4 protein-coding genes and 1 pseudogene are annotated in these 8,209 nt (G+C 38.9%); 3 read left to right on the forward strand and 2 right to left on the reverse strand.

The genetic code is table 11. From position 1 onward, the window contains the following. Positions 1–318 precede the first annotated feature (318 nt). From HMPREF9449_RS01100 to HMPREF9449_RS01110, 3 genes are read left to right on the forward strand one after another with little or no spacing between them, the layout of a single operon-like run. Positions 319–3,780: a TonB-dependent receptor gene (locus tag HMPREF9449_RS01100; protein WP_009135379.1), complete on the forward strand. Its 3,462-nt coding sequence runs from the start codon at positions 319–321 to the stop codon at positions 3,778–3,780. 10 nt (positions 3,781–3,790) lie between these two features. Further along, positions 3,791–5,242, forward strand: coding sequence for a RagB/SusD family nutrient uptake outer membrane protein (locus HMPREF9449_RS01105; RefSeq protein WP_009135380.1), 1,452 nt, complete (start codon positions 3,791–3,793; stop codon positions 5,240–5,242). Between the two features lie 14 nt (positions 5,243–5,256). Next, on the forward strand, positions 5,257–6,438 hold the full coding sequence (locus HMPREF9449_RS01110) for a C1 family peptidase (protein ID WP_009135381.1): 1,182 nt from the start codon (positions 5,257–5,259) through the stop codon (positions 6,436–6,438). Between the two features lie 767 nt (positions 6,439–7,205). Here the strand turns inward: HMPREF9449_RS01110 and HMPREF9449_RS01115 are convergent. Then, positions 7,206–7,688: a hypothetical protein gene (locus HMPREF9449_RS01115; protein WP_009135382.1), complete on the reverse strand. Its 483-nt coding sequence runs from the start codon at positions 7,686–7,688 to the stop codon at positions 7,206–7,208. A 208-nt stretch (positions 7,689–7,896) separates the two neighbouring features. Then, positions 7,897–8,209, reverse strand: a pseudogene (locus tag HMPREF9449_RS16655) (leucine-rich repeat domain-containing protein); the annotation flags it as partial.

Below are 8,209 nucleotides of genomic sequence, written 5' to 3' on the forward strand. Positions count from 1 at the left end.
TGCATTGTCCGGAAAAGGAAAACCCAGCCTTTTCCGGACGTTTTTTTAGGGTTTCAGTCTTTTCCGCTTTTCTTTGCTAAAAAACAGTTTTATTCTTTTATCGCATAAAGTGAGATTATTTAATTTAAGAATAGGAATAAATGGCTTTCTATGCTTTTAAATAAAAAAGTAGTTAAAGAAAGATAATTTTTGATGTATACTTTTTCCTTTCTCAAGTGTTTTATTCATAAACCGATCAGTTTTTAATTTAACCAAAACCGGCTCTATTTTGTCGTATCTGGCCACGCGACAGAAGGTAGCACAACAAACTTAAATGTTATGGAAAAAACAGCCACGAAGAAGAGGTGTACCGGAATTTTCCGGTTCTTATGGGTAACGCATGTGTTACTACTTTTTATTTTTACTTCTATACCGGTCGAAGCTGGTAATTTCTTACAAGGACACCGGGTAAATTTAAACATGAGTAATGTAAGCCTTAAAAAGGTCATTGAAGAGATCAAAAAACAAACGAATCTGAGTTTTGTGTACAATGAACTGGATATAAAAGGTCTTGGTTTATTGGATATGCAAGCGGAAAACCAGACGGTTGAAGAAGTGCTGAATCGGATATTGAAAAACAAGCGGCTGCGTTATGAAATTGTAGACAATGTCATCATCATTCGACGGGATAACAGAGTGGTGTCTGATCCGGAAGACGAGAAAAAAACAATAAAGGGGCATGTCACAGACGAAGATAAGGTTCCGCTTCCCGGAGTGGCAGTAAGGGTGAAGGGGACAACGGTGGGGGTAGCTACTGATATGGAGGGAAATTATACTTTGGTATATGAAGATAAGGGTCACATTGTTCTGGAATTTTCTTTTGTCGGTATGAAAACGCATGAAGAAAAACCGGGAAATCGTTCGGTATTGAACGTGCAGTTGCAATCTATGAGTACCGATTTGGAAGAAGTCATGGTTGTCGCCTATGGAACGACAAAGAAAGAAGCTTTTACCGGCTCCGCCGTTAGTGTTAGCGGGGAGCAGGTGATGAAGGAGGCCGCCGATGCTATTTCTCCTGAAAAGGCCTTGAAAGGGTATGTGGCCGGTGTACGTATTTCCCGGGGAGGCGGACAGCCGGGAGAGACGGTTGGTTTGCAGATCCGCGGTATCGGCTCCATTTCTGAATCTACCAATCCTCTGTATGTCGTCGACGGTGTTCCCCTCAGTGAGGATTTTGACTTGAATAATCTCAACCCGAACGATATCGAGCAGATGACAGTGCTGAAAGATGCTGCTGCGACATCTTTGTACGGATCCCGGGCTTCTGCCGGTGTGATTATTATCACTACTAAAAAGGGACAACAAGGGAAAACCCGGTTTGAACTGACTTATGAGAGAGGATTCTCTTCCGAAGCCATCAAGCGTCAGTTGAAAGGGTATTATATGAATGGAAGTGAATATACGGAATATGCAGTAGAAGCGATAAAAAATTATTATCTGTATTCGCAAAACGCATTACCGGGAATGGCTGATGAAAACCGCTATCTGGTTCTCCAAAATGACGCCCGGGTTTATGCCCTCCGGCATTTAAATGAATACGCCAAGGTTGTACATCCGGATGATCCGCTGGATGGTAGTTTCGATTATGAAAATTTGACTGAAGCTCAATTGGAAAAATACTTGACACATCCCCGCAATTACAATTGGTATGATGCGATGTTCAAAAAAGGTTCTGAAGATAAAATCAATTTCTCTGCCCGGGGAGGAACGGAGAAAAATAATTTTTATGCTTCTCTGGGCTATCTGCGGCAGTCTGGGATTACGGAAGGGAGTGACTTCAAACGCTTTACGGCCAGGCTGTCCCTCAATAATAAAGTGGCCCAATGGTTAAATTTCTCTGTGAACCAGTCTATCGCTTATACGGAACAGGAATCCAAACTGGATAGCCAGGGCGCAACCGTGGGGAATCCGATTTCCAATCTGCGGGCGATGAACCCTACTCAGCCGATTTATTTACCGAATGGGCAGTTGAACCAGACGCCGGGTTTTAACTCTACTGATCCCAATTTCCTGGAAACCATATCTTTGGATAGGGATCGCACTAAATGGTTCTCCAGTACGACTAATTTGTCTGTAACTGTCAATCTCACGAGTTGGTTAAAATTTACGACCACCAATGCCGCTGATATCCGTTATTCCCGCTATCTGCAAACCTGGGATCCCTCTTCCAATCAGGGGGCTACCAACCATGGGGAAGTAAACGAAACCCGTTCATTTTATACGAATATCGTTTCTTCAAATATACTGACATTGACAAAATCTTTCGGACTGCACCACGTCGGTGCGACGGGGGTTTATGAAGCCAAGCGTCAGACCTATGATTTTTTAGATGCCAGTGGATATAATCTTCCCGTCGGTCGGTTGTTGTATATGAGTAATGCCTCTCTTCCCAATTCTGTAGGTGGATACGACAATTCCGACCGGCTGATTTCCTGGGTAGCTAAACTCGATTATAATTACGATAATAAATATTATCTGAGCGGCAGTTGGCGGCGTGACGGAACTTCCCGCTTTCTGGCTTCTAACCGCTGGGGAGATTTTTGGTCTGTTTCTGCGGCTTGGAATCTGACGAGGGAATCTTTTATGGAATCTACACAAAATTGGCTGGATAATCTAAGAGCAAAAGTATCCTATGGGACAAACGGTACTCAGCCGGGCAATTATTACAGATCGCTTTCCCTGTTTAGCATCAATTACACCTATATGTCTGATCCGGCCTATCAGGTTAGTAGTTACGGTAATCCTCATCTGACTTGGGAAAGTTCTTATACCTGGAATGCCGGGATCGATTTTTCGTTATTTAAAAACCGCCTGAGAGGTACGTTCGAATACTACAATAAACATACTGTCGATTTAATCAATAATGCTTCTACTCCTTATACTTCCGGTTGGAGTAGTATGACTGTAAATGAAGGGGAATTACGGAATACCGGTTTGGAAATCACTCTGGATTCCAGAAATTTTATACGGGACGATTTTAGCTGGGAGACGAACTTTAATATTTCTTATATGCGGGCAAAAGTAGAGAAATTGAAAAAGGATAAGGAGAGCGGGAATTATATCTACCGGGAGGGAGAGCATTTGTATTCTTACTACCTGAGGGAATATGCCGGTATCGATACTCAAACCGGACGTAGTCAGTGGTATAAAAATACGAAAGGAGAAGACGGTAAGACGGTTATCGATCATACCGCTATTTCGCAGGATCCTTCAAGCGATGTAGAAAAAGTAATTAACAAAAAAGGTTATCCGGATTGGTTTGGGGGACTGACGAACCGTTTTACTTACAAAGGTTTTGACTTATCCTTCCTGCTGACATTTACGATTGGAGGTACTTTATTCGATAGTCAATATGCTTTGACCGTACGTGACGGGGCCTCTCTCGGAAATGGAAACGTCCGGTTCGATGCCTATAAAAAAGCCTGGAAAAAACCAGGCGACAACGGGACGCCGATTATTGTATATAACGACCCGTTTAAGTCGAACTATACCTCTACCCGCAGTTTGCGTTCTTCCGATCACCTGAAAATTAAAAACATCAGTTTGGGATATACTTTCCCGAAGAAATGGATCGGCCGCTTGGGATTGTCGGAACTTCGGTTATATGTAAACGGTAACGATATTTATACTTTCTATGGGGTCGATTATTTGAATCCGGAGGTAAATAATTCCGGTTCTTATAACAGCTATTCCTATCCGTCTTTACGGACCTGGAGATTCGGTATCGATATTAAATTCTAAAAAAAATGCTATGAAAGAGATAAAATATTTACTTTTAATCGGATTGATCACGAGTATCTGTTCCTGTGGTGACAAATTTCTCGACATTTCTCCTTCTACGAGTCTGCCGGACACGGAGATTATCTCGGATATCAAGGATCTGAATAATTTTACCAACGGTTGTTATAATTACCTGAAACTGACGAGTGGCGCTTACGGTTATTATTACGATGCAACATTTATGTTTAGCGGAGATTTGATGGGCGATGACTTCCGGGCCGGGAGTACCAGTTGGCTTTCTGACTATTATTCTTACACCACCACTCCTTACGAAGTAACGACCATGATATACAGTAATCTTTACAATCTGGCCTATGCTTCCATAAAAGTTTTCGAGTCGGCCAAATCGCTGGAAGAATCAGAAGAAAAAGAGGAATATTTGGCAGAAATCCGTGTATTGAGGGCATTAATGTATTTTGATATGGTTCGCATGCATGCCCCGCTTCCCTCAAATTGGGGGAAAGGTAGTATTACCGACGATCCGCTTGGTATTTATATCGCAGAAACAATCAAAGAAGATATCAGTCAGCCGAATTACAGAAATACAGCCCGGGAAGTGTGGAAATATATCGGTACTGAATTGGAAGAATCTGTTCCTCATCTCAGTAAGACCAGACAGAAAGGAAGATTGGACTGGTATGCCGGACGTGCTTTTCAGGCCCGATATTATCTGTATATGGAAAATTGGACAGAAGCGCTGAAAGCCGCTAAAGATATCATCGATTCTAAAGTTTTTGCCCTTTATGAAATTGAGGACTATAAATCGGTATGGACCAATACTTTTACCAGTGAATCTATTTTCGAAGTCAATGTATCTGAAACAGAACCGAATCAATGGGTTTCCTTAGGGACCCTGGTCGGAGGTACCCGTTACCAGCGAATTGGGACGACGACTGATTTTGAAGAATTAATGCAGGAAAATCCGACGGATGTCCGTTTTTCTCTTTACGAATGGTCCCAAACGTATCAATATTATCATGCCCGCTGGAAGTGGGAAGGCAGGAATGGGAATGAACTGATCACCAGTCCTAAGATTTTCCGCCTTTCTGAAATGTATTTGATTGCTGCTGAAGCGGCCCTTAAAAGTAACGACTCTAATGCCGGCAAATACCTCAGCGATTTACGGGAAAAACGGACGACTGTCGATCCGCGTAAGTACGATAACGGTCTGACTTTAGACGATATTTTATATGAGAGACGACTCGAGCTGGCTTGTGAAGGTCACAGGGCCTGGGATTTGTGGCGCAATTGCCGGGAAGTGGTCAGATGGAGAACCCCGGAAGAAAAATTAGCCAAAAAACACCAGGATAATTTAGGAGTCATCCCATTCGATCATTTTCGCCGGATATGGCCGATTTCTTATACGGAAATACAGTTATTTCCCCCGGCCGACAGGACTAGTCAACAGAATCCAGGTTATTAATTCAGAAGAAAATTATGGGAAAAAATATTACATTGATAGGGGTTTGTGCCTGTGCATTTTTGTGTCAGGTTCAGGCACAGGAACAAAAAACAGAAGGTTATCAGTTTACCGAACTCAAGCGTATGCCGGCCACCGATGTCAAATCTCAGGATCGGAGCAGTACTTGTTGGGCGTGGTCGGGCCTGTCATTTTTCGAATCGGAAATAGCCCGTTTGGGAAAAGATACAGTCAGCCTTTCGCCTATGTATATTGTATGGCATACTTATAATGAAAAAGCCGACCGTTACGTACGTCTCCACGGAGAGATGAATTTCAGTCCCGGTGGAGCGCATTATGATGTTCAGTGGGGGATCGATCGTTACGGAATTGTACCCCTGGACGTATATACTGGTTTAAACTATGGCGAAAAGGTACATGCTCATGGAGAACTCAACAGTTTATTACGGGCTTATGCCGATATCATCGTCAAAAATCCCAACCGGAAAATTACCACTGCTTGGAAAGACGGTTATCAGGGGATTTTAAGGGCTTATCTGGGAGTGTTACCGCAGACTTTTACTTACAAAGGTAAAGAATATACACCGCTGAGTTTTGCTCAAATGCTGGGATTGAATATGGCAGATTATATACAATTAACCTCTTTTAGCCACCATCCGTATTATACTTCCTTTGCTATCGAAGTACCGGATAATTGGCTAAACGGAAATACTTATAATCTTCCGCTCGACGAATTTATAGCCGTTTTGGATAAAGCAGTTGACAAAGGATTTACTTTTGCTTGGGCTGCGGATTTGTCTGAAAAAGGATTTACCAATGGAATCGCTGTTGTTCCTACATTCGATACCAAAGAAATGAAGGATGCTGAAATTACGAAATGGGTGTCATTGCCCCAAGAAGATCGGCAACGGCAATTTATTCAACAGCCCTGTAGTGAGAAAAAAATCACTCAGGAAATGCGACAACAAGCCTTTGACAATTATCAGACTACCGACGACCACGGTATGCATATTGTAGGAAAAGCCAAAGATCAGAACGGTACTCCTTATTTTATCGTTAAAAATTCTTGGGGAAAATACAACAAGTACGATGGTTACCTTTATGCTTCCTATCCTTATGTGGCTTATAAAACAATATCGGTTATGATCCACAAAGATGCTTTGTCGAAAGAATTGAAAAGGAAACTGGGCATAGAATAATTTTGAGTCTCTGTGTCATATCCTATTTTTAAAGGTGGAAAATTACACATTAGGGACGTGCCCTAATGTGTAATTTTTATATTAAAATTTCTCTTTTTTTCGGTTACATTTCGAAATATTTTTATTTCTAAATTATTTTCTCTCTTACTGTCTTTCTAATTCTACTTTACTGCTTGCAAAATTTTAATCTGAAATTGTATTTATTTCCTCTCTATTTTTACCAATGTAAGGAATTAAGGAAGATTTTTGCTGTTGAAAAGTTAGAGAAAAAAATATCTGATTGTAAACTTAATTTATTTCATATAATAATCGACAAAAACTTGTAAAGACAATCAGAAAAGGAGAGGGCAAACTTTTTGAAATGAGAATCTTCTGCAAGTGGGAAGGATATAATTTTTTTTAAATGAAAAATTACACATTAGGGCACGTCCCTAATGTGTAATTTTATTTGTTGTTGCTATAGTATGGAAAAATTTGCTATGTTTTTGCTATTTATTTCTATGGATTTCACCACAAATTTGTTGTTTTATAGGCAAGAAAAAAGGGTTGTAAATTCGTTATTTGATTTACAACCCTTTGATTATTAATTCTTTTTAAGTAGTCGGGGTGACTGGATTCGAACCAGCGACCACACGCCCCCCAGACCTTAATTCTTTATATTAATAAGGCTCTATTTATCAGTTTATTATAAGTGATTTTTTTTGTTGGTTGATGATCTGGTTTACTTTTTATTACAAACCGTGTTATAATTAATAAATAAATTACTTCTATTTTGAATTATAAATTTCTAAATTTTCAAAGTCTATAATCCATTTGTGTTTCTTGAGAAAAGCTGTTCCTAGTATACCTGAAAACATTTTTTCCTTGGAGGTACAATGGGAACATAAGCTTTGGTCAATATAAAATAATTCAGAATAAGCCTTTCCATTGTATTCAAAATTGCATATAACAGATTCACACCCTCTATTTATGCCATCTTTACACTTGATTCTTTTAATCCCTTTTCTCTTCTGGAAAACCTCTTCAAACAAATATAAAGGAGTTTTTATGGGGGCTTCTTGAGTAGGGAAATTCAAGTTTAACCTTGCATGAAATTCAATTGTTTCATAAGATGGAGGATATTCTTCAGAAAAGAAGTCTACAAAACAGGGTGTAAGTAGATTATATTTGCAATCGGTATCCACTAAAAAAGAGAATGCTATATTTTTTATTTTAATTAATCTGAAAGGCTGGCTTTTATATTTTCTCATTTTTTCTTATTTAATAATAATTTATATATAACAAAGGAAACGTATTATAAATTTTCTAATAGTCCTTTTTATAAATGAGATGTTTTTAAGTTAACTACAAATAAATATTTTTTATTACGATATCTTATGAACTTTTTATAACTCATAAAGTTGGGAAATAAATAATTATTCTTTACTTTTATTTAATTCATTAACTCTCTAAGTTATTCTATTTATTTTTAATATAAATTATTGTGTTAAAACTTAAGTATCCATGTTCAAAAAGCCAATCTGCCCAAGTTTTTTGCTCACTATTTATCCATAATTCCATATGGGGGTTACCCCAACATATTAATTCTGTTAGTTTATTATTTTCTGATATATCTAAAGAAATTATTTGATTAGTATTACAATCTAATCTTTTTAGATTAATATTTTCTGATATATCCAATGAAGTCAATTGATTAGTACTACAATCTAAGCTTTTTAGGTTAGCATTTTTTGCTATTAAAGAATTTAATTTATTATTACGACAATCTAAG

This window comes from Odoribacter laneus YIT 12061 (genome assembly GCF_000243215.1).
GTDB classification, from domain to species: domain Bacteria; phylum Bacteroidota; class Bacteroidia; order Bacteroidales; family Marinifilaceae; genus Culturomica; species Culturomica lanea.

Excerpts from the sequence above, each read along its gene's own strand:
- HMPREF9449_RS01100 (WP_009135379.1), top strand. The coding sequence starts at position 319 with ATGGAAAAAACAGCCACGAAGAAGAGGTGTACCGGAATTTTCCGGTTC.
- HMPREF9449_RS01110 (WP_009135381.1), top strand. The coding sequence starts at position 5,257 with ATGGGAAAAAATATTACATTGATAGGGGTTTGTGCCTGTGCATTTTTG.
- HMPREF9449_RS01115 (WP_009135382.1), bottom strand. The coding sequence starts at position 7,688 with ATGAGAAAATATAAAAGCCAGCCTTTCAGATTAATTAAAATAAAAAAT.
- HMPREF9449_RS01105 (WP_009135380.1), top strand. The coding sequence starts at position 3,791 with ATGAAAGAGATAAAATATTTACTTTTAATCGGATTGATCACGAGTATC.